General features: G+C 45.3%; 21 protein-coding genes. 9 read left to right on the top strand and 12 right to left on the bottom strand.

The genetic code is table 11. The annotated features are described in order from the left end of the window. Positions 1 to 56: 56 nt before the first annotated feature. The gene (locus V3V99_08195; GenBank protein MEE9442635.1) at positions 57 to 827 is read left to right on the top strand and encodes a class I SAM-dependent methyltransferase; all 771 of its coding nucleotides are present in this window, start codon (positions 57 to 59) and stop codon (positions 825 to 827) included. Here V3V99_08195 and V3V99_08190 read toward each other — a convergent pair whose 3' ends face one another. Next, on the bottom strand, positions 828 to 3,680 hold the full coding sequence (locus V3V99_08190; protein MEE9442634.1) for a dockerin type I repeat-containing protein: 2,853 nt from the start codon (positions 3,678 to 3,680) through the stop codon (positions 828 to 830). It abuts the gene before it with no gap. Positions 3,681 to 4,008: 328 nt separating this feature from the next. After that, positions 4,009 to 4,377 (bottom strand): DUF6249 domain-containing protein, encoded by a 369-nt coding sequence (locus V3V99_08185; GenBank protein ID MEE9442633.1) that lies wholly within the window; start codon positions 4,375 to 4,377, stop codon positions 4,009 to 4,011. A gap of 131 nt (positions 4,378 to 4,508) precedes the next feature. Between V3V99_08185 and V3V99_08180 the strand changes: the two genes are divergently transcribed. Both V3V99_08180 and V3V99_08175 read left to right on the top strand, forming a co-directional pair. After that, a complete protein-coding gene (locus V3V99_08180; protein MEE9442632.1) occupies positions 4,509 to 5,075 on the top strand; it encodes a sigma-70 family RNA polymerase sigma factor in 567 nt (188 codons plus the stop codon). Beyond that, positions 5,072 to 5,611, top strand: coding sequence for a hypothetical protein (locus V3V99_08175; protein MEE9442631.1), 540 nt, complete (start codon positions 5,072 to 5,074; stop codon positions 5,609 to 5,611). Before V3V99_08180 ends, V3V99_08175 begins: the two co-directional genes overlap by 4 nt. A 62-nt stretch (positions 5,612 to 5,673) precedes the next feature. Here the strand turns inward: V3V99_08175 and V3V99_08170 are convergent, their stop codons facing one another. The 4 genes from V3V99_08170 to V3V99_08155 are packed head-to-tail and all read right to left on the bottom strand — an operon-like array spanning position 5,674 to position 11,817. Then, positions 5,674 to 8,811, bottom strand: a complete 3,138-nt coding sequence (locus V3V99_08170) for an efflux RND transporter permease subunit (GenBank protein ID MEE9442630.1) — start codon at positions 8,809 to 8,811, stop codon at positions 5,674 to 5,676. After that, positions 8,808 to 9,848, bottom strand: coding sequence for an efflux RND transporter periplasmic adaptor subunit (locus V3V99_08165; GenBank protein ID MEE9442629.1), 1,041 nt, complete (start codon positions 9,846 to 9,848; stop codon positions 8,808 to 8,810). The genes V3V99_08170 and V3V99_08165 overlap by 4 nt, the downstream gene beginning before the upstream one ends. Beyond that, the gene (locus V3V99_08160) at positions 9,842 to 11,191 is read right to left on the bottom strand and encodes a TolC family protein (GenBank protein ID MEE9442628.1); all 1,350 of its coding nucleotides are present in this window, start codon (positions 11,189 to 11,191) and stop codon (positions 9,842 to 9,844) included. The genes V3V99_08165 and V3V99_08160 overlap by 7 nt, the downstream gene beginning before the upstream one ends. Continuing rightward, positions 11,188 to 11,817, bottom strand: coding sequence for a TetR/AcrR family transcriptional regulator (locus V3V99_08155; GenBank protein ID MEE9442627.1), 630 nt, complete (start codon positions 11,815 to 11,817; stop codon positions 11,188 to 11,190). Before V3V99_08155 ends, V3V99_08160 begins: the two co-directional genes overlap by 4 nt. A 226-nt stretch (positions 11,818 to 12,043) precedes the next feature. Here V3V99_08155 and V3V99_08150 point away from each other — a divergent pair, with 226 nt between their 5' ends. The 3 genes from V3V99_08150 (at position 12,044) to V3V99_08140 (ending at position 15,459) form a co-directional block, all read left to right on the top strand. Continuing rightward, on the top strand, positions 12,044 to 13,381 hold the full coding sequence (locus V3V99_08150; GenBank protein MEE9442626.1) for a replication-associated recombination protein A: 1,338 nt from the start codon (positions 12,044 to 12,046) through the stop codon (positions 13,379 to 13,381). A gap of 4 nt (positions 13,382 to 13,385) precedes the next feature. Continuing rightward, entirely contained in the window at positions 13,386 to 14,606 is a 1,221-nt protein-coding gene (locus V3V99_08145) for an ATP-binding protein (GenBank protein MEE9442625.1), read from the top strand. 613 nt (positions 14,607 to 15,219) lie between these two features. Next, a complete protein-coding gene (locus V3V99_08140; GenBank protein MEE9442624.1) occupies positions 15,220 to 15,459 on the top strand; it encodes a hypothetical protein in 240 nt (79 codons plus the stop codon). A 62-nt stretch (positions 15,460 to 15,521) separates the two neighbouring features. Here the strand turns inward: V3V99_08140 and V3V99_08135 are convergent, their stop codons facing one another. From V3V99_08135 to gatC, 3 genes are read right to left on the bottom strand one after another with little or no spacing between them, the layout of a single operon-like run. Next, positions 15,522 to 17,183 (bottom strand): CTP synthase, encoded by a 1,662-nt coding sequence (locus V3V99_08135; protein MEE9442623.1) that lies wholly within the window; start codon positions 17,181 to 17,183, stop codon positions 15,522 to 15,524. A 13-nt stretch (positions 17,184 to 17,196) separates the two neighbouring features. After that, entirely contained in the window at positions 17,197 to 17,946 is a 750-nt protein-coding gene (kdsB, locus tag V3V99_08130) for a 3-deoxy-manno-octulosonate cytidylyltransferase (protein ID MEE9442622.1), read from the bottom strand. Position 17,947: 1 nt separating this feature from the next. Next, complete coding sequence (gatC, locus tag V3V99_08125) at positions 17,948 to 18,232, bottom strand: Asp-tRNA(Asn)/Glu-tRNA(Gln) amidotransferase subunit GatC (protein ID MEE9442621.1); 285 nt, start codon at positions 18,230 to 18,232, stop codon at positions 17,948 to 17,950. Between the two features lie 394 nt (positions 18,233 to 18,626). Between gatC and V3V99_08120 the strand changes: the two genes are divergently transcribed. Genes V3V99_08120 through V3V99_08110 form a run of 3 tightly spaced genes read left to right on the top strand, consistent with a single transcriptional unit; the run spans position 18,627 to position 21,305 of the window. Next, positions 18,627 to 19,361, top strand: coding sequence for an ATP-binding protein (locus V3V99_08120; GenBank protein ID MEE9442620.1), 735 nt, complete (start codon positions 18,627 to 18,629; stop codon positions 19,359 to 19,361). Between the two features lie 2 nt (positions 19,362 to 19,363). Further along, positions 19,364 to 20,722, top strand: a complete 1,359-nt coding sequence (locus tag V3V99_08115) for a sigma-54 dependent transcriptional regulator (GenBank protein MEE9442619.1) — start codon at positions 19,364 to 19,366, stop codon at positions 20,720 to 20,722. Between the two features lie 25 nt (positions 20,723 to 20,747). After that, a complete protein-coding gene (locus tag V3V99_08110) occupies positions 20,748 to 21,305 on the top strand; it encodes a hypothetical protein (protein ID MEE9442618.1) in 558 nt (185 codons plus the stop codon). A gap of 9 nt (positions 21,306 to 21,314) precedes the next feature. Here V3V99_08110 and mltG read toward each other — a convergent pair whose 3' ends face one another. The 3 genes from mltG to V3V99_08095 form a co-directional block, all read right to left on the bottom strand. Next, on the bottom strand, positions 21,315 to 22,325 hold the full coding sequence (gene mltG, locus V3V99_08105) for an endolytic transglycosylase MltG (GenBank protein MEE9442617.1): 1,011 nt from the start codon (positions 22,323 to 22,325) through the stop codon (positions 21,315 to 21,317). Between the two features lie 137 nt (positions 22,326 to 22,462). Then, positions 22,463 to 22,885, bottom strand: a complete 423-nt coding sequence (ruvX, locus tag V3V99_08100) for a Holliday junction resolvase RuvX (GenBank protein MEE9442616.1) — start codon at positions 22,883 to 22,885, stop codon at positions 22,463 to 22,465. Between the two features lie 131 nt (positions 22,886 to 23,016). Beyond that, the gene (locus tag V3V99_08095; GenBank protein ID MEE9442615.1) at positions 23,017 to 25,650 is read right to left on the bottom strand and encodes a FlgD immunoglobulin-like domain containing protein; all 2,634 of its coding nucleotides are present in this window, start codon (positions 25,648 to 25,650) and stop codon (positions 23,017 to 23,019) included. Positions 25,651 to 25,683 lie beyond the last annotated feature (33 nt).

Genomic DNA, 25,683 nt, shown 5'->3' with positions numbered 1-25,683 from the left:
GCGCCGATTAATCCGTCATAGCCTCAATTTCTTATTTCTTCTATTATCATTTTCTCATGAATCAATTCATAAATTATCACGTATATAACAACTGGAGCGGCGCCGAGGAGCCAAAAATGAAGGAAATTGATTATCCCTTTTCCCAAATCGCCGGCGGGAAGATTCTGGATGTCGCCACCGGCGAGGGCGGGTTTATAGAATTACTAACCGACAGATTACCGGCCTTTGATGAAATAATCGGCATCGATATTGTTGAATCTAAATTCAATAAGACCAGGGAAAAATACGAAGGCAAAAATATCTCATTTGCCCAAATGGATGGGGCCAAACTGACCTTTGATGATGATAGTTTTGACACGGTTGCCATTTGCAATTCCCTCCATCATCTGGGCAACATCAATGAAACGCTGAATGAAATGATGCGAATCCTCCGGCCGGGGGGAACCTTTATAGTTGCCGAAATGATTCGCGACAATCAAAGCCAGCTCCAGTTAAACCATGTTGATTTGCATCATTGGTGGGCCAAAATAAATCGGCTGGAGGGCATCACTCATAACCAAACCATGACAAAAAATGAGATTATCAGTTATGTCGAAATCCTGAGTCTTTCTTCGCTTGATTTCTACGATTACGTCGATCCCGATACCGACCCCCAGGACAAAGATACGATCCAATATATCAATAATGTCATTGACGAATATTTGGAAAAGTTAAACGGTCAGTCGGATCATAAAACCCTCATAGATGAGGGTAATACTCTCCGCAATCGCATAAATAAAATCGGTATTGCCTGGGCCACTCAGCTTGTCATAATAGGTAGAAAATAATCAATTCTGGCAGCACTTCAAAAGAGCACCGTCACGGAATATGAAATTTATTATCATAATTGCATCGGCTAATACTATTTCTCCATCGCAATCAACATCAGCATGCGCTTCATCAGAAGGCGGCGATCCGCCTCGAAACAGATAATGCAATAGCGTGACGGCATCGGCTACGTCAGTCCGGTTGTCGCCATTGGCATCGCCGCAAAGAACATCAATCCCCATATCCATAAGAGCCCGGTGCAAAACCGCCACGGCCGTCTCACCATCCATCAAAGTCAGAGGAAAATTCAACAGGACAAACTGATAATCATCGCCCAAATAGCGAATACCATTAACTGCGCCATGATGAACCGTATCGGCGTCGGATGATATGTATGAATATATCGGCTCGGCTTCTTCGGTAGGAATCAAATACCCGGTCATCGGGATATAACCGCTGATTGGCAATTGCGACGCCGTCAGCTTGGCGGTATCGGCCAAAATGTCTTCATAATCCGAATGAAGCGACGCACATCCCATCAAATCCCCGTAGAAATACGCTCCATCGAATACAAGAGCGTTGGTAACAAGACCGTCAAGTTTTAAGTATTGTTTGAAGAAGTCATTATCATCGAATGTCCAGGTAATGGTTTCATCCGAAGGAGATCTGAAAATCGAACTAATAATAATCGCTTTGCCGCCGCCGTCAAAATATGTCCGCAGGTCGTCAAATGCCCTGGGATCAATCAGGTTCCATCTCGATTCGGAATCAAATATAAGAATATTGTAGTCGGCGAATTCGTTGATGGTGTGATAAAATCGGTCGTACATTTCCATCCGCGACGGCAGCCGGGATAAGGCGTTATTATAAAGCGTTTCCAGATAAGAAGTGTAGAACGGACCGGTCTGAGAATGAGACCAGCCATTAAAATCACACAATAATATTCCCTCGTTCATCGCCATCGGAATTGCATATAAGATATCGCTTAACAACGACTCCAACCCGAGCTCGTTTTTCACCGCTACCGAATAGTAATATCTGTCTCCGGATACGACATTGTAATCTCTATATGAATGTTCTGAGGTCAAATCATAAGGATATAACGAATCTCCACGCTCTCCGCGATAAACAACAAATTCCACATTGGCCGAATCAACCGAAGGCGTCCATGATAGTACCGGAACAGCATCAATCACGGAAATTGAGAATTCTTTTACCGGATGAGGGCGAGCCGGAGTCAAGCTCACCGGCAGAGACAACCCCGATTCCCGATGACGCCGGTCGCTCAAACTTACCGCCCAATCGTATTCATTTGTTGAATATGGGACGTCAAATCGACAGATAGTATCCATCATTAAATAGCTATTGAATTTTTGCCATTCACCATTATAGGTTTTATCGCGAGAATAAAGATTGTATCCGGCCAAATCTGGCCTTATGCTCGCATTCCAGGTTAGATCAACGTAATCATCGTCATAATCGACAATCTTCATCCCCTGTGGCGGTCCCGGGGTCGGTTTCTTCAAACCGGATTTATATACTTGCTCCGCCCGGCGATGATGCAAAATCAATTCCGAAAAATCCAAACTCTTTTCAAATGGAATTGGATCATACATTTCGTAAAAATTGGCAAAATCATCAGGATTGGCATGCACGTTATCGGCCGCCACCAGAGCCACGGCAAACGTCACCGAATCTCCCGGAGGCAAATCAAACGGCCCGAACGATAATAAAAACCTCGTATCACATCCATCCGCTACATCAATTGCGGTTTCAACAGGTGGATTCCTCCAGCCATTCGTGGTATCAAATAGATTCGTTTCCAACTGATTATAATCGATTTCTGGATATGACAAATCGTCATATTTGCGTTGGTCCAATCTCCAATAGGATGATGCGGAAGGACTTGGCCAATAATTACCCAGTTGACGAGGGCCAAAAATTCCATCATCAGGGTTACCACTACTGCACCACCAGTTGAAATTAATCCGCTCCACATCAAAACTTGCTTCAAGTAATCTGACGGAAATTGCTCCGCGCGGAGATCTGTAATCCCAGACAAGTTCACCGCCCGATCTAATCGGATCACCATCATTATCCATAATATAGGCAATTAATGATTTCTGACTGGGAACATTATCGTTTAAGCCAACCTCCAACGTTCCGGCACAATCATCCATATAACCGGATTGATTGAATGAAATATGATTCACATCTGCATCCAAAAATATCCCTGCCCAGCCGTCTGTTATATTTTTATCCTGAATATTGGTAATAGTATATTCCATTATCACAAAATCATCATAAAGCGGATCGCTCCAGCTATAAGTCCGGTGCACAACTTCAAGTCCCAGAGGTCTATGATAAAAAGTTGGCCCTTCGCTACCATAAAATGTATCAACTACGGTTGAAATAAATTCATCATCGGCATAATTACCGGTGCGATATGTATTTCCGCGTATATAATCTTCAGGAAAAAGTTCTCTATCCCCAATCCATCCATCATCACCAACTGTGACAAATGAATCACTATCTGCAACGCCGCCAATCCACAAAGATCCGACATAGGCATACTTCAGATCACTCCCCTTCGGATATGTCAGCGGCTTCAGTAATTCCCCGGTTTCAGGATCTACCGAATTCCCCGCTCCATTTAAACCAATATTGGTCTCGTATATCGTTGTATAAAATTTCCCAGCATCATGAACGGCGACCTTTCGCGGATCTCCGGGCAATATAGTCTGATCATTTAAGGAAACCTTATCCTCAGAATTCTTTGAATATCCCCCTTCATCGGCGGCTAACAAAAACCCAGCCATCAGCATAACAATAGCCGCCAAAAATAGTCTTACCGTAAACTGATATTTCCCCATAGCAATACCCCTCAGGTTAATTTATATTAATAAATATAACATACTTTCCCTTATCGCAAAGTCTTTTTTTCTCGGAATATGAATTTTCACAGCCTAAAGTGAGAGGTGGCCGTGTTTGATATAGACGAATTAACTATGGTTTATGTTTAATGCCAAATAAAAATCACAAACGATACGGCAACGATAAACGGCAGACATTTGGATATGAGACTTTTGAGATTGATATTTTTGCCGGTTGTTTGTGAATAAAAAATGCCCGGGGAACTGGGGATTCCCTGGGCGAGGCAAAAGTATATATAGCGTAAACAGGTTTTTTACTAATTCGTGCTTATTCTGTCTTTTGCTCCGGATGTGATTCCAGATGCTTTTTTCTGAGCGAACTGGCCACAAAGTAGTAAATCAAGAGTCCGGCCCCGGCGGCTATCAGCATCATGCCGAAAATAAATTCGGTTTCAACATATCCCGGGAAAGCCTGAATCACCAAAAGGCTGATACCGACCAAAACGAAAACCAATCCCCATTTTAACGAAGTAGGAGCATATCTCTCGTGGCCGTTGAAATTCAAAAACTTAACCTTCTCATCAACCATCCCTCGATTGATTAGCTTTGATTTCAAAAGATAGTCGAGCCAGAGTTTTATCATATATGCGACAACTCCGAATACTACCGGTACTATTATTATTTCAGGATTCTGCATTGTTTTCTCCTTTACATTTAATTTTGCTTTCTACACCATCAGACCGATATCTCCCGCAATTGTTGCAATTTTTTATCTTCATATTTTCTGCAACTTTTGCTTTCTTATTCTGTCAAATAGGGTGACGATATATGATTGATTTAAAAAAGTTGGTTGACAGCATCTTGGCCGGAAATAAAGCGGCCTTCCGCGATTTGATAAATCAAACCCAACGCCTTGTCAGTCATATAGTTTATCGAATGATAAAACGGGAGTCGGATCAGGAAGATATTTGTCAGGAGGTTTTTATTAAAGTGTACCAGAATCTCGGAAATTTCCGGTTTGATTGCAAGCTCTCAACCTGGATCGCGAGAATAGCATATACGACCTGCCTTAACTTCCTGGAAAAAAAGAAACTTCCGTTTTATGAAGATTTGGGAGACGAAAATAAATCGTTTGAACCGGCCGATGGCGAAACAAAAAGACCTGATTATCAGTTTGCGCAAAAGGATATTTCCGCTATATTAAGACAGGAGATTGATAATATCCCGCCGGTTTATCGGACGATCGTAACTTTATATCATATTGATGAGATGAGTTACGCCGAAATCGCCGATATAATGAAAATGCCGGAAGGAACCGTAAAAAGTTATCTTTTTCGAGCCCGGCGGATGTTAAAAGACAGATTACTGGCCAAATATAATCGGGAGGAACTGTGAACCGAGATCATTTGACAGAAGAACGAATTCAGGAATTCCTCGATCGCAATTTAATTTTGGATGATGAAACCGCCTTCCATCTGAATACCTGCCCAAAATGTCGGCAGGCGTTAACCGATTATAAGGCTGTTATCTCCGGTCTATCGGAAGAGCCTGAAATTCAGCTCTCTCCTGATTTTGTCGATGCCGTTATTGGGAAAATACCTGAATTAAATCAAATTGAGACCAAAGAAAACTCAAAGTTTTTCATATTCCAGGAGAAATTTATCGCCGCAGCCTTTGCCCTCATTGTAATTAGTGCCGCGATTTATTTTATCAATTTTGAACATATTTTCTCCGGCTTAATAAACTCATTCTCGGCTCCAGAAAGCAATTATGGAGCATCCTTTACCTGGCTGGAAAACAAACTTTCCGAATTTGGCAAACTGCCCCTGATGGTCTTATTTACGGCAATGACAATCGGACTTATCGCCGGAATCGATAACTTTATTAGTCATCACAGAAAACAAACCGGACTGCGAATATTCAGCGTCTGATTTTTGGAAAAAATAATATAGAAGAAAAGGCGATCCGTAAACGACTCGCCTTTTTTTATATCTTAAACTTCGACCTTTATATCTTCCGGAATTTCTACCTTATCCCACTTGTAACTTTGGAATAACTGCCTGAAATTTCCATGTGCCAAATCATCAATAAAAGTATAAACCACGGGAATCACTATCAAAGTCAGAACCGTCGATGAAATCATACCACCAATTACCGCCCGTGCAATCGGAGCCCGGAACTCGGCGCCCGAGCCGATCGCCAGAGCCAGAGGCAGCACGCCGCCGATTGTTGACAGAGCCGTCATCATAATTGGCCGAAAACGAATCTGACCGGCTTTAAGCAAAGCGACATTCCGCTTTTCGCCCCGCTCGCGCCTCTGCTTGGTAAAATCAATAAGCAAAATAGCGTTTTTGGTCACCAGCCCCATCAACAGCACAATTCCAATCAGCGACATTATCGAAAAGGCGGTATTAAATATCCACAGGCTAATCATGGCTCCCACAATCGCCAATGGTTGCGAAACCATAATCGACAACGGATCGGAAAAACTGTTATACTGACTCGCCAGCACCAGATAAATAAAGATTACCGCCAGAATCAGGGCCATTCCGATTTCCGAAAATGATTCCTCCATAAATTCGGCCTCACCTACGGCTCCAATACTATACCCGGGATCCAGCGCCATCGAATTAATTACCGGCTGGATATCGGCCCGAATATTACCCGTTGGACGCCCCGATGATCCGCCTGAAACTCGAACTTCGCGAACCCGGTCATATCGTTTGATTTCTGACGGCCCGGTTGCTGTCTTAATTTCAGCTATTTGCCCCAGAGGAACGCTGAACCGATCCCGTTCCGGTATTTCCTTGGTTGACGGTACTGCCAGAAGCGACAGATTATTCTTATCCTGACGATACTTCTCGGCCACCTGCAACCGGATATCGTACTCCTCGTCGCCGTCTTTGAATCGGCTAACCTTATCGCCGTCGATAAATGTCCTCATCGTCATGGCTACATCGGCGACGCTGATACCCAGGTCAGAGATCAAATCACGATTCAATTCAATCTGAAGCTCCGGCTTGCCGCTTTCTTCGGATGATTTCAAATCAACCAGTCCGGGAGTATGCTTAATCTTTTCCATTAGTTCTTCGGCGTATTCATTCAACTTATCCCGATCCGGCCCGCGAATCGAATACATAATCGGTTGCTCCTGACCGCCTGGGTCTGAAGTTCCCAACGCCGCGGTAAAGAAAAATCCGGGATAGTCTTTCAGTTTTTCGCGGATAATCCCGGCAATCTCCTGAGCATGCAATTCCCGCTCCGATTGATCGACCAACCTCATGGTGATCGAACCGTAATAAACCGGATTGGACCCGGCCCCGATTGAAGTCAGAATACTCGAAACTTCATCAAACTCCATCAGCATCTGTTCCACCGGTTCGATATCTTTGATAGTCGCCTGCAGATTATTGCCCGGTCTCCCCTGGAACGTTACCGAAACGAGCCCTTCGTCCGCCTGCGGCATAAATTCCGAACCAATAACAAACATCGCCATAAATATACTAAACGCGAAAGCCACTCCCGCCATAAGTAAAACCAGCCAGCGGTAAGAAATCGACCAGCGCAAAGCCGGGCGATACCATTTCTTTTCCAATCTGTCAAAAAGTCGGTTCCAACCCCGGAGTCGTTTATAAATTTTTGATTTCATAACCTCAACCTGGGGTTTCAAATAGATCGATGACATCATCGGCGTCAGGGTAAAAGCGATAAACAAACTAACCAGAATCGCGAACGCAACCGTCATTCCAAACGAATAGAAAAATTGCCCGACAATCCCGCTCATAAACGCCACCGGTAGAAACACGACCATAATCGAAAACGTCGTTGCCGAAACCGCCAGGCCAATCTCACCGGTTGCTTCCCCGGCCGCTTTCATCGGTTTTTTACCCATCTCCATGTGCCGATAGATATTTTCTATTACCACGATAGCGTCATCGATGAGCAGTCCGACAGCAAGCGACAAGCCCAGAAGCGTCATAAAATTGATGGTGAAACCAAGCATCCGCATCAGCGTAAAGGTTGCGATAATCGACGTCGGGATCGCGATCCCGCTGATTATCGTAGCGCGGAAATTCGAGAGGAACAAAAAGATAACCAGAATCGCCAGCGAACCGCCATACACAATATTTATCAGAACATCATCAATCGATTCTTCGATAAAAACCGAATCATCCCGAGCGAGAACGATAGTCATTCCAGCCGGCAAATCCTTTTCAATCTCTTTAACTTCTTCTTTGATCTCACGAGCCACCTCAACCGTGTTGGCTCCCGATTGACGACGAATATCAAGACCGACCAAAGGCCGTCCATTAAGTCGTGAAGTGGATGTCGGCTCGACTTCGGTGTCAATCACGTCGGCCACCTCTTCCAATCGCACCAATCGGCCATTCAGTGTAAGCACAACCAAATCCCGAATTTCCTGCACTGAATTAAACCGACCCATCGTCCGTACGACCCAATCGCGATCTCCGTCAACCATCCGGCCGGCGGGCAACTCCATATTTGCCTGCTGAAGCTTAAAAGCTATATCCGAGGGAGTCAAGTCCAGCGCTCGCAGCCGATCCGGTTTCAAGCGGACCTGAATTTCACGAACCGCACCTCCGACAATACTCGCTTCGCCAACTCCCGACACATTCTCCACCCGCGGACGAATATTATCATCGACATAATCAGTCAAATCCCGGAGAGGTTGCGATCCCGAAATGGCCAGAGAAATAATCGGCTGAGCTTCGGGATCGAATCTTTGAATCAGCGGCTCTTCAATATCATCCGGCAAATCGGGCCGAATATTGGTAATTTTATCTCGCACGTCCGCCGCCGCGTCCAGCTCATCGGTTTCCAATGTGAACTGAATCACTGTCAGCGAATATCCCTCATACGAGGTCGATTCAATATGTTTAACTCCCCCGATAGTGTTACAGGCATCCTCAACTTTCTTGGTAATATCCAGCTCGACCGCTTCCGCGCTGGCCCCCGGATAAACAACCGATATAACAACAAACGGGAAATTCACGTCGGGAAACAGGTCCACCGACAGGGCCATGTACGACGTCACCCCCAGAACCATCAGGGCCAGCGTCATCATGGTCGCGAAGACCGGACGCTTAATCGATATATCAGCAAGTATCATTGCGTCGCCTCCTGAACCTTTGCTCCCGGAGTCAGCATTTTATGTCCCAAAACCACCACCCGATCATCCGGTTGAATCTGACCCTCAATCGCGCTGTAGCTTTCTCCACCGGCCAACACCAAAACCGAAATTAATCGCGCGGTATCCGAATAGACCGCATAAACTGAGACTTCCCCACTCCTATATAAGATAGCATCATTGGGAACCAGTAAAGCATTGGATAGGATCTCAATTTCGACCTCAGCAATCACATAAACGCCCGGCGCGAATCCTTTTATCGGCTCGTCAAAACGGCATTCAACCTCAAAACTCCTCGTTTCCCAATCGGCCGCGTCAGCCACGCTGATAACCGTTCCGGTCATTGCGGTCATATTATCCTGAGATGAGCTGACTATTACTTTCTGTCCGGTCTTTATTATGCCTACCTGAATCGTCGGCACGTCGAGAATGAGCCGCAACGCCGAAACATTAGCGATTTCTATAAGCGGCAATCCCTGCGCCACTTCATTTCCAGCTCGTACCGGAATATCAACGACAACGCCGTCAAACGGAGCCTTGATTTCAATCGCCTGCCGAGCAGACTCGAAATTGGCTTTGGCAACTTTATATTCAGTCTCGGCCGCGTCCCGCTGCGATTCGGAAATGGCTCCGGCCGCGAATAGCCGTTCCATCTTGTTAAACTGCTTTTCGGCATTAAGGTAAACCGCTTCCGCCTGATTGTATTGCGATTGTACACCGCCGCGGTCGAGCTTCACCAGCATATCGCCTTTTCTAACCGCCTGTCCGGTTCTGACCGGAATATCAATAACCGTGCCGATCACTTTAGATAGTATCCTGGCTTGCCGATCACCTTTCAAAGTCCCCCCGACTTTTATTGTCCGGGAAAAATCATCGACAGTCGCCTTTTCGGTCACGACCATGACCGGAGGAGCCTCGGCAATCTCATTTGTTTCCTGCTCCAGACATCCCGCTACAATTACCAATGCCGTCAAAATAAACGCTATCTTCAAAAATCTCATTTTTCTATCCTTTACCATTGTGTCCCCCAGTCCCTTCCAACAGCCCGCCGCAATGCGCTAACCGCAACGGCCAGATCATGCAAAGCCGCGACCCGGTTCACCCGGGCCATTGTCAAAGCGACCTGTGAATCCAAAAGTTCAAGCTGTGTTCCGATTCCGTTTTCAAAACGAACTTCTCCGATGGAAAGTCCCCGTTCGGCCTGTTCCACGGTTTCGCCCAACGCTTCCACTCGTTGCCGGGCCTCATTTACTTTCCCGACCGCGTCGCGGACTTCCAGTTGAATCTGGCGTGTTAACTGACTGTTGGTCAGCCGGCTCTGATTATAATCAACCTTGGCCTGCTGAACTTTGCCGCCCGTTTCAAATCCGGAAAATATCGGCCAGCTCAGCACTACCTCCACATTCCACGACCGGTACCATGAATCCCCGGCAATCGATGTCTTACCGATAGCATCCTTAAAACTATCCCATTGCAGCCGGCTGTTGATGCCAATATCCGGTTTATAACCGCTCTTCGCGATCGATATCAACTTCTTGTTTATATTCATCATTTCCCGGCTTTGAGATATTTCGGGACGATTGGCAATCGCTTCGGATATCAAATCATCCATCTTCAACTCAGGAATCGAAATTTCCTCAATTGTCGAGCCTAATTCAATTCTCGTTTCCGGTTCGAGAGCCAAAATATTTTTCAGATAGTTCATCGCCAGATCAGCGTCGTTCTCCGCCCGGATTCTATCCGGCTGCGTGTTGGCCGCCTGTACCTGAGCCCTCAAAAGTTCATACTCCGATGTCTGCCCCTCATTATATAATTTTTCCACGACCTCCAGATTGGCCTGCGCCACCAGCTCGGCATCACGAAAAACCTGCGCCGCTTCGTTGGCAGCCACCGCATCCAAATAAGCTTTATCGGCTTCGGTCGCGACATCATGACCGGCCACCCGAATCGATTCATCGGTATAGGCAAAACCGTATTTGGCGATTTTTATTGCCGTACCGACTTTTCCCGCCGCGTACAACGGCTGATATAAGCTGAACCCAAACGAGTAATTATGCGGCGTCCCAAATTTGAGATTAAACGTTTCCAACTTGCCGGTATCTTTATTTTCCATCGTCAACACCGAAGACTGCAAATCAATATTGCGCAGATATGAACCGTCAAATGTTATCCGTGGAAACGCCCCCGAACGAGCCTCAACATACTGGCCCTGTATCCTCTCGCGTTCAAGTAAAGCCGACTTATACTGCTCATTTCTTTCCAGAGCCAGCTTGACCGCTTTCTCACGAGATAGCGTAATCGTTTCCGCATTGATAATCGGCGCACATATTATAAGCGCCATTAACACTCCAACTATTTTCATGCATCCCTCTCTATATTTAGCCCCCGGCTGATAAGCCGAGTGTAGTTTTCAATTTCACTTTTCAATCTGTTTTCATATTCTTCCCGAACATGAATCAAAAACAGGTAACGAGATACGGCAATTATCATAACCGCAGCAGAAAGCCTGTCATCATAAGGTATGTCTTTTCCCTCATCCAAATCTCCAAACGCATCCGCGATTTTTTGCGTCGCCGCTTCGATTCTCCGATGCCAGTCAATAATAACCTCTGAGCAATCGCCATCGGAACTACACATGCCTGAAGTCAATATCATCCGCACCAGGTAATGATGTTCAAACAACGTCCCGATAAAATTGGTAAACAGATTCCCGATAAGACTCTCTATGCTTTTGCTTTTCCCAATCGCTTCTTCAAAACATAGCAAAAAATGTTCATGCCCGTGATCCATCAGCGAATCAAACAGGTCCTGTTTATCCTTGAAGTAATTGTAAAGAGTGCCTTTCGACAGTTCTGCCTCGATCGCGATTTCATCCAGGGTCGCCTCGCCAAAATTCTTCCGAGAGAAAACCCGCGCCGCCGCTTCAAGTATCGAATGCTTCCGCGCTTCTTTTTCTCTCTCTTTCCTCTTCGCTGTCGGCTTTTCCATTTCCTACCTCTCAGTCAACAAATGACCCCTCAGTCATATTTTGAATATACGGTATATTTTAAAAAGGGTTCACACTTTTTTTATTTTTTGGATGAAACTTAAAAAGCCCTAACAGGTTGGTATATAAGTTCTTAACTTTTGTCAAGAAATTTTGCCGAACAATTGATTGAAAAATGTGATGCCGATCTCTGTCCCAATAACGTCCAAATGCTTATATTATTTTGGTATGGATTTTTTCAATTCAGACAAAAAACAGCCGCCGGACGCAGTTTCCGAAACTCGGCCACTGGCCAACCGGATGCGCCCCTCGACTCTCGATGAATTCTACGGCCAGGAAAAAATTATCGCTCCCGGCACTCCATTGCGCCGAGCTATCGAAGAAGGCCGTTCCGGCTCGATGATTTTCTGGGGTCCCCCGGGAAGCGGCAAAACCACTCTGGCCTTTCTGATAGCCAATTCATGTCCCGGAGATTTTCTGCCGTACTCCGCCGTCATATCATCTATCCGCGAACTCAAAGACGTCATCGCCCGCGCTCGCAAACGCAAAAAAATGTACGGCACTTCAACCCATCTTTTCATCGATGAAATTCACCGCTTCAACAAAGCTCAGCAGGATGCCTTTTTGCCTTATGTTGAAGACGGCTCGATTACTTTGATTGGGGCTACTACCGAAAACCCATCCTTCGAAATCATCACTCCGTTGTTATCGCGCGTTCGAGTTTACGTTTTGGAAAGGCTCACATCCGATCATATCAAAACGATTATCATGCGAGCTCTCAAGGACAGCGAAAAAGGGCTGGGCCAGCGAAAATTATCCATCGAACAAAAAGGCCTCGACTACCTGTCCGGACAATCCGACGGCGATGCTCGCCGGGCGCTGTCTATTCTCGAAGCCGCCGCCGGAGATATCAGTAACGGCGAAGAAATCAGATACGATCTTCTCAAAAAAATTATCGGCCAGCGCAACATCATCTACGACAAATCGGCCGAAGAACATTTCAATCTGATCTCCGCCATGCACAAATCAATCCGCGGCGGCGATATCGACGCCGCGCTCTATTGGCTGGCCCGGATGCTCAAAGGCGGCGAGCAGCCTCTCTATATCTTAAGACGCCTCGTCCGTTTCGCATCCGAAGACGTTGGCCTGGCCGATCCATTCGCCCTGACGTTGTGTATGTCGGCTACCGAATCGTTTCGTTTCCTCGGCTCGCCCGAAGGCGAACTGGCTATCGCGCAGGCCGTCATCTATCTCGCATCGGCTCCAAAATCGGTTTCGGCCTACAAAGCCTTCGGAGCTGTCATGGATGAAGTCGAAAAATCCGAAAACCTCCCCGTCCCGATGCACATCCGCAACGCCCCGACGCGACTGATGAAAGACGTCGGCTACGGCAAGGGATACATTTATCCTCCCGACAGCGACACCCCGTTCGTTGACCAGACGTTTTTACCCGATAATATCGCCAACAGAAAATTCTACTTCCCCACCGAAAAAGGCCGCGAACGCAAAATCGCCACCTACCTCCACGCCTTCAGGAAGTATCGGGAGGAGAAAAAGAAAGGATGATGATATGATACTAAGGGGAAAAAATATTAAAGATTTTGAGTTGTCCGATTTTCAAGAATTGGTGACCGATAAAACCGAAGAATCCATAACGCTTGAATTTAAACAAGAAATGTACAAAAAAAATGATAAAGGGAAAAAGGAATTATTAAAGGACATCTCGGCAATGGCAAATGCCTACGGTGGAATTATTATCATTGGAATTAGCGATGAAGATCATAGGGCAAAAGAATTAATCGGTGTTGAAAATGCCAAAGATTTTGAATCAGACATCAATAAGTGCGCAAAGGATAGTATAAAACATCCTATTAATCACTTGGAAACTTTTATAACTCCGTTTGACGATAATAAATCTTTCATCACGATTATAGTTCCGAATAGTTCGAACAAACCATTCATGGTACAACATGGAAACCATTGGCGATTTTGGAAGCGAGTTGGAACTGATAATCTACCAATGTCCGTTCAGGAGATAAAGGACATGGTTCTTTTTGAAGAATACAAAGTGGACAAGGTCACAAGATTTTGGGAAAAGCGAAAGGCAGAACTTATCGAGCATAATACACCCCGGCCCCATTTAGTTCTTTCAATGATACCAAATAGATTTGCACGGCCGGAATTAGAATTTACCAGGGACTTCATGAACAGTATTTCCAATAGTTCTGTTTTCGCTGAAATAAGCCTTTATCCAGAAATTGGTTTATTTGAACATTTTCTTAATGGTATTCGTGCTTACAGCTCTATTGGCAAATCTCAACAATCTGCCCGAGTGACATACAGTATTTTCGAAAATGGATATATTGAATTATTCGGCAGTTGCACTGGCAATCCTGATGGAATCTGCTGGGATATTAAAGGTAATAATTATGTATATCGACCGGAAGTATTGGCGAAATTACTAGTTCTAGGAGGTTGCCTACTAAAAACCATAATAAACAAATTTTACGATCAATTGGGGACGGAATACGAAATTGTCCTTTGGACTACATCTACCAGGAATTTAGCTTTTTATGAAACTTTCCTTAATCGTCAAATCGATAAAATTTTTAAGGAAACTGAATTTTCTATTAGCCATACAGTAAAGGATACTAATTTAAAATCAACGCAAATTATCTATCCAATATTTAGAAAATTCATCAATTATTTAGGTACTGGAAGAATAATCTTTGGAAAAGAGGGCTTATTTGAAAGTGGTGGTCAGGATTTGTTAAGAAATATATCTCTGTAAAATTTTCCCCTCTTGAGAGGGGTGGACTCCGACGACGTTAGTCGGAGGAGGACGGGGTGTGTTCAATTATCCACTGACTGAGTATTCCACAGCTTAGTATCATGGAGTAATTGAGCCTATCCAATACAATTAATCGCCATTTATATACCAATAATTCCGTATATGATATACCAGTTTGGTTGTGAACTGGACGCAGCTACGAGTTTTAAAATTTTGTATGGGAAGTTTTGGGCCGGACTTAAATTTCTAAGTTCTAAAATAAATAGGTACTGCAAAAAGGAGACGGGTGGCCCATTGTCCCGCTTTTGCGGGACGGTGGGTTCCCGCATGGAGCATTTACAATTATTCAACCAATCCGATGTATTTTCAGAATTCATCCACATATGTAAGATGGAGTATATTGCAACTATACAATCGCCTGTAAGAGTTCGTCGCCACAGGCGACGCTTGCTTTCAAGGCGGCTCGCGAGCTGTGCCGCCCCTGCATCTGCCCTGAATCACCATCGATTTGATATGACCAAAAACGTTATTCTGAGGAAACAAACCCATTTTAGAAGTTGCTCACTGTTCCGTCGGTTCCTTAGCGAAGCGGCGAACCGACGGTAGGTCAACTATGCGACAGCAGAAAACAGGCCTTCGCCTGAAAAAGGACAAAACGAACCCAATTCTCCGCAATCCAAAACAAAACAATAAATTACAAGGAATTTCCATAAATAAAAATGTGGATAACTCTGGATTCCCGACTCGCTTCACCTCTGACAGGGATTCACTTTCGGGAATGACAGGCAACAGCCTGTTTTTGGCTGTCGCATGGCTTAACGGATATTCTGCTGATGGTTATTATTTTCTATGATCTGCATAAAAAAAACCGCCACGAAATGCGACGGTTTTTTTGTCTATAATAATGAGGGGAATTTACGCGACTGAATTTTCAGGCTTTAATTCCATCCGTTTTTTTTTATCGTGATTGTATTTGACCGAAGCGGCGACAAAATCGCGGAACAAAGGATGCGCCTTGGTGGGGCGGGATTTCAATTCCGGATGGAACTGCACCGCCACAAACCAGGCATGGTCGGGAACCTCAACGATCTCGACCAGCTTACCGTCGGGCGAGATTCCGGCCAGTTTCATTCCCGCACCGGTCAACATATCCCTGTATTCATTATTGAGCTCGTAGCGGTGGCGATGGCGATCCGAGATTTTGGTTTCACCATAAGCCTTATGCGTCCTGCTTCCTTCTACTACATCGGCAGGATAAGCGCCCAGTCTCATCGTGCCACCCATTTCGGTAATCTCTTCCTGGTCGGCCATGAGATGAATGACGGGATATTTCAGATCGCGATAAAATTCATAACTATGGGCATCCTGCAAACCGCATACGTTGCGGGCGTACTCGATAACGGCGCAGTGCATTCCCAGACAAATGCCCAGAAACGGAATATTATTTTCACGAACATATCGGATCGATTCGATTTTGCCTTCCACGCCGCGCTCGCCGAATCCTCCGGGGATTAGAAGACCGTCAACATCGGACATGAATTTGGCCGCTCCACCGTGCTTGATATCTTCCGAGGAAACCCAGATCAAATCAACGCGGGTATCGTTTTCAGCTCCGGCGTGGGCAAAAGCCTCGATGATTGATTTATAAGCGTCTTTCAGATAAACATATTTACCGCATATAGCTATTTTTATACGGTTGGTCGGATTTTTGATTTTATTGACAAATTCTTCCCATTCGGTCATATCCGCCGGAGGAGCTTCGATATCGAGTTGCCTCAGTACCAAATCGGAGAACTTATGTGATTCAAGAAGCAGCGGGACTTCATATATCGTTGAGGCATCGATCGCCTCAATAACATTGCTGCTCGGAACCGAACAAAACAAGCCGATCTTTTTGCGAATATCATCCCCGAGCGGTTTTGAAGTTCGGCACAGCAGCAAATGTGGTTGAATCCCGATTTCCCGGAGGGCTTTGACCGAATGCTGGGTCGGTTTGGTTTTCAATTCACCGGCCGTTTCAATGTAAGGAACCATGGTAAGATGGATAAACATGGTCTCGTGTTCGTCGCCTTCAAGTCCAATCTGCCGGATGGCTTCCATGAACGGCAATGATTCAATATCGCCCACGGTCCCGCCGATTTCGGCTATCACCACGTCAACCTTGCCGTTGATTTTTTCCAGCTTCTTTATCGACGCTTTTAATTCATTGGTAACATGTGGAATAACCTGAACGGTCGCGCCCAGGTAATCGCCGCGGCGTTCCCGGGCGATAATGGCCTGATAAATTTGTCCGGAAGTAACGTTATTGTCACTCGTCATTGATTGGTTGACGAAGCGTTCGTAATGACCGAGATCGAGGTCAGTTTCCGATCCGTCATCAAGGACGTAAACTTCGCCGTGCTGAAAGGGATTCATGGTACCCGGATCGACGTTCAAATAAGGATCAAGTTTTAAGATATTGACCGAAAGGCCGCGCTTTTTTAACATGAGCCCCAGCGATGCCGAGGCGATGCCTTTGCCCAAAGATGACACCACCCCTCCGGTAATAAAAACGTATTTTGTTTTTCGTTCAGACAATTTTTCGCTCCATTTATTTTATCAATTTGTCAATTATTTTCAACGTCTGTTTGCTGTCCACCTGTAAAATACGAGGCCTGATTTTGAATAGCTTTATTCGCCCGCCGTTTTCGAGTATGCGCAGTTGCTCCAATGACTCGGCCGCCTCTGATTTTGCCCGCGGCCATTTTTTGTAATCCATCAAAGCCTGTTTCCTGAAAAAATATACGCCGATATGCTCCAGATATGGATAAATTCCGGTCGGATTTTTTCGCCCGGCGCCTTTGACCAAAGGAATAGGATGGCGGCTAAACCATCCGGTATGACCGTCGGCGGTCTCGATAACCTTGACGACATTTATGTTATTTAATTTTTTTCGAGAATCTTTTCCCTCGATTTTTTGCGCGAGAGTGGCGAATTGAATTTTCTTGTCGGCCGCCATAGCTTTGATAACGCTATCAATATTACTTGCCGTTAGTCCGATATTATCCGCTTGAATATTAACGACAATATCGGTTCGCATGTTTTTTACCGCTTCAACCGTTCTTTCGGTGCCGTTGCGGGGATTTTTAGAAGTCATAATAACCGCCCCGCCGAAAGCATTAACGGCCGCTCCGATTTCGGTCGAGTCGGTGGCGACAAAAAGTTGATTTATATATTTTGATTTCCTCGCCGCCTTCCATACATAAAAAATTAGCGGCTTTCCTTTCAAGGGATAAAGCACCTTTCGAGAAAACCGCTTGCTTGCCAAACGGGCGGGGATAATGGCCGTAACGTGTGCCATGCTATATTACCCGGGGTACCATAAAATAATTGTCCTTTTGGGCCGGTGCGTTTTTTAAAGCCTCTTCGACCGTGAGTGATGAAGTAGTTTTATCCCCACGAAGAGGCCGATATGCGGCGGCTGATGTGTCTTCAATATCGATATTTTCAGTATTCACCGAGGCAATCTTTTCGAAATAATCCAAAATTTGACTTAGCTCGTGCGAGTATTTTTCTATTTCTGAAGGAGTAAGTTTTAGCCTCGACAGCGTCGCTATTGGTGAAATCTGTTCCTTAAGTATCGGCATAGGCTTAATTATTAAATTTGTGTTGGGGTGTCAAGAAAAAAACAAATCGGCCTCGCTTTTTAAACAGTAAAATACTCTTTATTTCAACCTGCAACCAAATATTCAAATTGAAGCAACGATGAAACTCCGTAAATTTCTGAAACACGGGATAGACAGCGGTCAATATAAATTATAAAAAATCTGAAAATCACTCTCACTCACAAAAAATAAAACGCTCAAGGCGTTAAAATTGATAGGCTTACGAGCACGCTTCAAAGAGCAACCGAGTTTTCAAATTGAGATAGGTAATCGTCTTCGTTTAATAATTCCTGAAACAAGGGTTAATAATTTTTAGAGTCAACCGATACCACAGTTATGTGTTGCATCGTGAAACATTTAACGAGATAGGGATATCGTGATAAAAACAGAGATAGGGACATCAGAGAAAAAGACTAATTCATCAGCTCCGGAATCATCGGCGAGATTGGCGGAGCGGTTAACGCACAAGATTCGTAATCCTTTAAGCATCATCACTACCGCCGCCAGCCAACTTGATTTTTCGGTTGGGCGAGTGATCACTGAGGATGATTTGTATTTCAACCGGGTAATTTTGGACGCTGCGGAAAATCTTGATGAGATATTAGCAAGGTATATGCTCTATGCCGCCCCGAGCCCACCGAACAAAATCGAAAACGATATTAATGAAATTTGTCTCAGGGAATTTCAAAGTGTTACATCTTCTTTGGAGGATAAAGTCAATAATATAATGATGAGATATCGGAATTTGACTCCCTTGCCGATGATTTGTTGCGACGGGGAGATGATCAAGCTGATATTCAGAGAAATTTTACTTAATTCCATACAGGAATTAAAAGGCGAAGAAGACGGCGAAATAATTGCCTCGACAGATTTCGACGGCGACGCCGCGATTATTCGGATCGAAGATAACGGTAATGGAGTTTTTAATGAGCAATATGCGGAGATTTTACTTCCGTTTATAACGCACCGTTCCGGCGGAACGGGGCTGGGCCTGGCGGCCGCCAAAAGCTTGATTGATTTGCACGCAGGCTCGATAGAAATTTCTCCTAAATCAGACGGGGGAACAATTGTATCTGTTCGAATACTCAAATCAGACAATGGGGAGTATTAGATATGCCTTCGATATTAATAGTTGAGGATGAAACCGGCATGAGGGAAATGCTGGCGCGGTTGTTTGAGAAAAATAGTTTTGCGGTGACCGCGGTTGAGGATGAAACCGGGGCAGGTCGATTACTTGAATCACAGATTTTTGATTTGGTTTTAACTGATTTACGTTTGGGGAAGGGATCCGGTCTTGATATTTTAGTGCTTAGCAAAAAGTTACATCCCGAAACAGAAGTAATTATTATGACCGCTTACGGCTCGGTGGAAACAGCGGTTCAGGCAATTCAAAATGGCGCTTCGGATTATATCACCAAGCCGTTTAAAAATGAGGAACTGGTCTTCAAGGCAAATAAGGCCTTGGAAAGGCTGGATTTGCGTCATACTGTTCGGTATTTGCAGCAGGAAGTGGCTCATCAGTTTGGTTTTGATAATATAATTGGCAATTCAAAGGCCATAAATGATCTCAAACAGGTTATCAGCCGGATTTCGACAACCAATATTGCCGTTTTGATAACCGGCGCGTCAGGCACGGGTAAAGAGCTTATCGCTAAAGTCATTCATCATCATAGCGACAGGCGTAAGGGCGCCTTCGTGCCGATCAATTGCTCCGCCATTCCTGAAAATTTGCTGGAATCAGAATTATTTGGCCACGTTAAAGGCGCGTTTACTTCGGCGATCGCGAATAAAAAGGGTCTCTTTGCCGATGCGCATAACGGGACTCTTTTTCTTGATGAGGTCGGTGATTTACCTGGGCCGATTCAGGCCAAACTTCTCCGCGTTCTGCAGGAAAAAGAAATCAGGCCGGTCGGCGGCAATACGATGTCCAAGGTTGATGTTCGGGTAATCGCCGCAACCAACGCTAATCTTGATAAAATGGTTCGCGAGGGCAGGTTCCGCGATGATTTGTACTATCGGCTCAATGTAATGCCTCTTCATGTTTCTCCTCTACGGGACCGTCCCGAGGATATTCCGGCTCTCACGGAATACTTTTTGAGGAAAATCCCAAAAGAGTATGATAGATCTCCAATAACCCTATCGGCCGATGGGTTGGAACTATTACTCAAACATAAATGGCCGGGCAATGTCCGGGAATTGGAGAACACATTAAAACGAGCAGTCGCTCTTTCCGGTGGCGATCAGATCAGGTATGAAGATATAATCTTTATCTCACCGCGGGAAACGGAGCTGACTCGTCGGCCGTCACCGCCAGATAAACCGCGGTCTCTGGCCGAGACTCAAAAATTGCAAATCCTGAAATCGTTGGAAGAGAATAACTGGAATTATTCTCTGACCGCGAGCCAGCTTGGAATTGGGAGAACAACGCTCTGGCGTAAAATTAAAAAATTCAATCTAATGCAGCCTGTATAATGCGGATTGGATCTGGGGGTAGAAAATGGGGTACTTTTTTGAAGACGAGTATAGCCTGGAAGATATTTTGAGAAGCTCAAGAATGACAATTAACGTGACGGATTTTCTCAATCCGGCGGCCAACAAAAAAATCAGAGATTTATTGCAAAACCTTTTGGGTAGAATGGGGAGGTTTTTCAATATTGAGAGAGGGGCACTTTCATTTTTGGATGCCCAAAATGAAAAGATGCACATTTCCCACATGTTGAAAAACGGTCATATCAATACCGGAGTAACTCTGGTCATAAAGAATAAGAGTTCGATTATGTATCAGACTCTTGACCATGGTTTTCCGGTCGCAGATAATTTCCCGGAGCATATTTCCAGCAGTACTATTGAAAAGAAGATTCTCACGTCGGACGCTACCCGCTCGGTTCTAATGATTCCTTTAATCACCGATTCCGTTCGAATCGGAGTTCTGAGCCTTTCCTCGAGGGATGAGTGCGCCTTCGGTACTTATCTTGAAGGCGTGGGGAAGGGTTTTGTCGATGACTTTGCCGATCGGCTTTATCAAATGTTTACCGCGGGAAAAATTGCCGTTTGAGCGATTAACCTATCGAGACTGTTTTTTAATTCGCCGAATGTCCCGCAGGTGTCCCTGGTAGGTCTTATTAAAAACATGGCGACCGTTGCCATCGGCTACAAAATAATAAAAGTCAGTTGAATCAGGATATAGAATCGCCATAATGGCATTCATTCCCGGTGAACAAATGGGTGTCGGGGGCAGACCTTTATGCATATAGGTATTATAGGTCGATGAAAACTGATAATCTTTTATCATCAAATCTCGATCCAATCCGCCCATGCCGTAAATTACGGTCGGATCGGCCTGTAATTTCATATCAATTTCAAGACGATTTCTATAGACCGATGCGATAACCGGAAATTCATCGGCATGACTGCCTTCAGATTCAACAATTGAAGCCATCGTCAGAATGTCATCGAGATTATAACCCAGCTCCCATCCTCTCTCCAGCAGTTCATCGTTCATGCGCTGAAAGAGATGAGCGGCCATAGTTTCTATTGCTTCGTGAGCGGTAACACCCCATTGAAAACGATATGTTTCCGGGAAAAGATATCCTTCTGCGAATCCGGCATTGATTCCGAGATTTGATAAATAGGCCGAATCTCGAACCAGGCTGTCAAATCTCTCGGGGTTAGTACCGCATTTTTGGTGTATCAGGGCACTTATCTGTTTTAAAGAATAACCTTCCGGTATAGTTACGCTCAGAACAGCGATGTCGCCTTTCCAGAGTTTGCGCATGATTTCGAAATTCGATATCCGTTTCTTGAAATCATAGCGACCGGGGATAATATGCCGGTCGAGGCCGATTATTATACCGGCTTTTGAGAAGAACCAGGGAGAGTTAACTATTTCACGATCATGAAGTTTGACAACAACATTGTGGAACCGGTCACCCGGCTCAACCAGAATTGAGGCGGGATAAATATCATGCCTGATAAAAAGCCACCATCCGGTCACGATTACCATAAGGGAAAAAAGGATAAAGGTAATCCATAAATATTTTTTGAAATTCCTAATCATGATGACGTAATTTTTCAACTCCCCTGAATATTAAAGATATCGGCCAGAGAATTATCAGCATTAGACTCCAGAATAAGTAATTAATCCATGCCCGGATCGTTTTTCGATATCGAGCCGGTAGTATTGATTGTGATTCTGAATTCATATTATAAAACCTAAATGTTTCGCCTATCCAAATATGATTGCAAAATTATGGCCGCCGAAATCCGGTCGATTTTTCCTTTATTTCCCTTAATCTTTTTACCATGAGAATGGAGAACCTGTTCCGCCTGCTTTGAGCTCAGCCGTTCATCCTCAAAATAGACGGGCTGCTTTATTTCTTTTTTAAGTTCAGTGGCGAATAGCTCAGTTTCCCGGGAAAGATCCGATGGTTGTCCGGAAAGATTTAGAGGCAGGCCTATAACGATATCATTAATTTCGTTTTCATCAATAAGGTTTTTTACCTGCTCGACAGCGTTTTTCATCCCGCTAACGATAAGCGTATCCAGGGGCTGGGCAATGAGTCCCTGCGGATCAGATATAGCGACCCCAATACGCCGGCTTCCGTAATCCAGTCCCAAAAATCTGTTAGATTCCATATTGAGAGTGTAGTTAAACGGGGATTAGTTGTCAATTGTATATCTATGGCCGTGAAATTGATTATAAAAACAAACCCCGCGCAAAAGGCGCGGGGTTTTAGATAAAGCTGTGTTTTCAGACAAAGCTTAAGTTACTTCAGAAGTATCATGCTCCTGGTGGCTGAGTAATCAGCGGCTTTCACCTTATAGAGATAAATACCCGAAGCAACGCTGCTGCCGGAAGTATCCTTACCATCCCACACTATTTCAACTACTCCAGCTTCACTTGAGCCGGTGTAGGTACGCACACTCTGGCCGGCAATGTTGTAGATCTCTAAAGTAAATTCAGAGGCCACAGGTAGAGCCAGCATGATTGTTGTAGTAGGGTTAAATGGGTTAGGATAGTTCTGAGCCAGTGCGAAAGAGGACGGGAGGACATGAATGGATGAAGCCATGGTACTTCCATTAAAGTCAGCGGCTTCGACTTCTCTGAGGTCGATTGTGCCGTTGGCTGGAATGGTCAACAATTCGCCGGAGCTGATAGCTTCGGGATCGTCGATGTTGTAAACCAGGATGCGGAGTTCGCCATTGTCAACATCGTAAGCGATATCCATGTTGACACCATCGGCCAGAATCGGTTGCCCGATTTCACCCGTGACGTTAAAGACAAACAAGGCCGCACCGGCATCGTTGGTAGTCTCGATACCGACATTCATGTTTCCGCCGACCATCTGCGTCTTCACGGTGAAGGACGCATTCGGATCCGGCTTCTGATACGGAAGCGCATCACCCTGGATAACGCGGACGAGGTAAACCAGGTCAGCGACGGTCAGGGTAGCGCCGTCAGCATTAGCGTCGGACGCAGCGATCGAACCCTCGACATGAGTACTAAAAGCGGACAAGCCGCTGATGAAGTAATTGGTAAACATGACCGCGTCAGCGATTTCGTAGGCGATACCATTCATGTTAACGTCACCGCGATCATCGATAAGAGAATCGCAGATAATGTCAACGCCGCCGTTTTTGAAATCGATGGCACGAAGAGGATATTCTTTCGTCTGTTCTTCGTCCTGAGTCAAGCAGGCGTCATCGGTTCCGAGCGCGTTCGGAAAACCGCCATGAGCGGAAATGATGTCGCCTTCAAGATTATAAACTACGTCTTCGAGGAAGAGCGTGTCACCAAATTTGGAGGAAATGGCGTTGTCGGCACAATCCATCCAGAAGAAGGTGACCGGGACATATTGACAATCGTAGTTATGATCATTGATGACGTAGAATTTCAACACCGCCAGCTCATTGCCTGAGGCCGAGCTGAAGCACGTCGGGTGAAACGGACCGTTATTGGTTTCGGCCATTGCTACGATCCGGACAGCGCCGGAAGGACAGCCGTTACCACAGTTGCCGTCATAACCGTGACGATAGGTGAAGTATTCCCATCCACAGGTTTCCAGAAGAGCGCCGGCTTGGGCGTCAACCAGACTGAGAACGGATTGATCATACGCAATCAAGAAATCAAAACCACCCATCTCCATTGATTCGTAAGAATCATCAAGAGTAACGGTGAGATCGGTGTAATGGCCAAGATAAACATCGTGGCTCTTCTCGATAGTGACGCGGAACTTCGGCTCAACATGTACATTGAAACAACATACCGCTGAGTTCGGTATTGGGCAATCTTGAGTGCTCGGAGCAAGATCCGAAACCTTGACACAGATTTCAAAATCGCCAATAAAATCGTTGGTTTCAGAAGTAGCCCAGGTCACAGCGCCGGTGGTCGGATTGACTACCGGTTCTGAGGAAACTGGACCGTCATAACTTTCAAGTGTATAAACCAACGCCGAAGGTCCCATATCGGGATCAGTGGCCGCGACTGTCGCCATTGCGGTCTGACCCCAAAGAATATTGATGGTCTCGTCTGGACATTCAGTAATTTCTGGAGGATTATTGTTAACGGTAATATCAAACTCACAGAAATCTTCGCCGCCATAGCTGTCATTCACCTTAATCTTGACATGGTGACAACCGATGTCTACAGATGTGGCCGTGAACGAGTAAACTCCATTGGCGGAGTTGACCGAACCCGGGCCTTCCATTAGAGTAAAGGCGAGAGCGTCGCAATCGCAATCCAGGTCAGGATCATCGACGGTAAACGCGATTGTAACCTGGTTTGTGCCCCAACTACCGGATTTCCAGAAAATATCAAAATCGGATTCCGGGCAATTGGTGAATTGCGGATCGGTATTGACAACATTGACTGCACCACTGGTAACGGGATCTGGGTAGATCGCGGTACCTTCGCCATCCAAAAACATGGTGACTTTATCGTCACCATTACAGTTGTAGGCGCCTGGGTCGATAGAGGCCGAGCCAAGTAGACATTCGGAAACAAATTCAAGTTCCAATGTAGCAACCTGGCCGGAACCGATTACCAAATCTGCACCTTCAACTTTTACGGCGCCGAGACGGAATAATCCGCCACCAAGATCGCCGATTGGATAACGCTGATCAAGGACTTCCGGAAGTCCCATTCGGTTATCAAAAACTACACCCGTCACGACAAGGTCAACACCGCCTGAGGTGGAGACAATCTGTCCGACAATATCTATAGCAAACAGGTCAATGTCATTGTCCACTGAAACAGGGACATAAACTTTAGAGCCTGCTGGCTGCGGGCATACATCTAAGATACCGAATGTTACCGTATTCTGAGCATTTGCATAGGAAGCCAAAGTCAGAAGCAGAAACGAGGCCAGCAATGATAAAATAAGTAGCTTGTTTTGCTTCATTACACTGCTCCTTTAAATTTGTCCATTACGGCG

This window comes from Candidatus Zixiibacteriota bacterium (genome assembly GCA_036480375.1).
GTDB lineage: Bacteria > Zixibacteria > MSB-5A5 > GN15 > JAAZOE01 > JAZGGI01.
This window is presented reverse-complemented; position numbering and strand designations above follow the sequence as displayed.